Annotated in this window: 2 protein-coding genes; both read left to right on the top strand. The window is 63.7% G+C overall.

Features of this window, described 5'->3' with window-relative positions:
* The coding region (locus EN964_RS33965; RefSeq protein WP_164776333.1) for an efflux RND transporter permease subunit at positions 1–1,160 on the top strand (1,160 nt) is incomplete at its 5' end.
* A gap of 80 nt (positions 1,161–1,240) precedes the next feature.
* Positions 1,241–1,614, top strand: a 374-nt coding sequence (locus EN964_RS33960) for a nitrile hydratase subunit alpha (protein WP_164776330.1), incomplete at its 3' end; no start/stop codon positions are given.

Below are 1,614 nucleotides of genomic sequence, written 5' to 3'. Positions count from 1 at the left end.
ATACCGGCCTGACCGATATTTGGGCGCAGAAACTGAACGACGCGATGGCTGCCGACCATGCGAACTTCACCGACGTCACCAGCGACCTGCAGAACAATGCGTTGCAGGCGACGCTGGTGGTGGATCGCGACAAGGCCGCCCAGCTCGGTATCGACACCGACACGTTGCGCTCCGCCCTCTATGGCGAGTTCGGCACCGACCAGGTTTCGACAATCTTCGGTTCGGCCGACAGCTACGAAGTCATCACCGAGCTCGATCCCAAGATCGAGTGGTCGCCCGAGCGGATGCTGGCCATCCAGATGAGGACGGCGAGCGGCAGTCTTGTTCCGCTCGGCGCCTTCGCCCGGGTCGATCGCACGGCCGGCGCCCTGACTGTCAACCAGCTCGGCCAGCTTCCAGCCGTGACCATCTCCTACAATCTGCCGCAGGGCGTGGCGCTGGGCGACAGCGTGACGCGCATCAATGCGCTCAAGGAGCAGATCGGCATGCCGACGGTGATCTCGACGACCTTTGCCGGCACGGCCAAGACCTTCCAGGATTCTCTTGCCAACCAGGGTTTTCTGGTCGGCGGCGCAATCCTGACCATCTATATCGTGCTCGGCATCCTCTACGAGAGCTTCATCCACCCGCTGACCATCCTTACCGGCCTGCCATCGGCCGTGCTGGGAGCGGTCGTTGCGCTGCGCTTCGCCGGCATGGATCTGTCTGTTATCGCGGTGATCGGCATCCTGATGCTGATCGGCATCGTCAAGAAGAACGGCATCATGATGGTCGACGTCGCGCTTGAACTGCGACGAGAAGGCATGTCGGCGACCGAGTCGATCCACAAGGCCTGCCTGATGCGGTTCAGGCCGATCATGATGACGACGCTGGCGGCACTGATGGGCACGTTCCCGATCGCGCTCGGCACCGGCGCCAGCGCCGAATTGCGCCAGCCGCTGGGCGTTGCCGTTGTCGGTGGCCTGCTTGCCTCGCAGGCGCTGACCCTGTTCGTGACGCCGGTGATCTATGTCTACATGGAGAATCTCTCGGGCTGGCTGGTCGGGCTCTGGTCGAAGCGCAAGGGCGAGACGGGCCCGGTCGAAGCGGGGGATCAGCCGTCGCTATTCAAGGCCAGGGAAGACATGCTGCCCGAACCGCAGCGGGCGGCGGCCGAATGATGTGACAGGGCCAGCGCCATGTGCCGTTGGCCCAAGCCGTTGCGCTTGCGGCGGCATCACTGGAAACGTAGTTTGCGGCCATGTCACACGATCATGACCACGACAACGACCTCGATCCGTTTGCCGCCCGCGTGCGCGCGCTGGAAACCATCCTCACTCAGAAGGGGCTGATCGATCCGGCCGCGATCGACGTCATCGTCGATACCTACGAGACGAAGATCGGCCCGCGCAATGGCGCCAGGGTGGTGGCGAAAGCCTGGAGCTATCCCGCCTATGCCGAATGGCTGAAGCGCGATGCGACGGCGGCGATCGCATCGCTCAGCTATACCGGCCGCCAGGGCGAGCACATGCAGGCGGTGTTCAACACCGAGGAGACGCACAATCTCGTCGTCTGCACGCTGTGCTCCTGCTATCCGTGGTCGGTGCTCGGCCTGCCTCCGGTCTGGTACAAGGC

The sequence above is a fragment of the Mesorhizobium sp. M7A.F.Ca.CA.001.10.2.1 genome (assembly GCF_003998575.1).
Lineage (GTDB): Bacteria > Pseudomonadota > Alphaproteobacteria > Rhizobiales > Rhizobiaceae > Mesorhizobium.
This window is presented reverse-complemented; position numbering and strand designations above follow the sequence as displayed.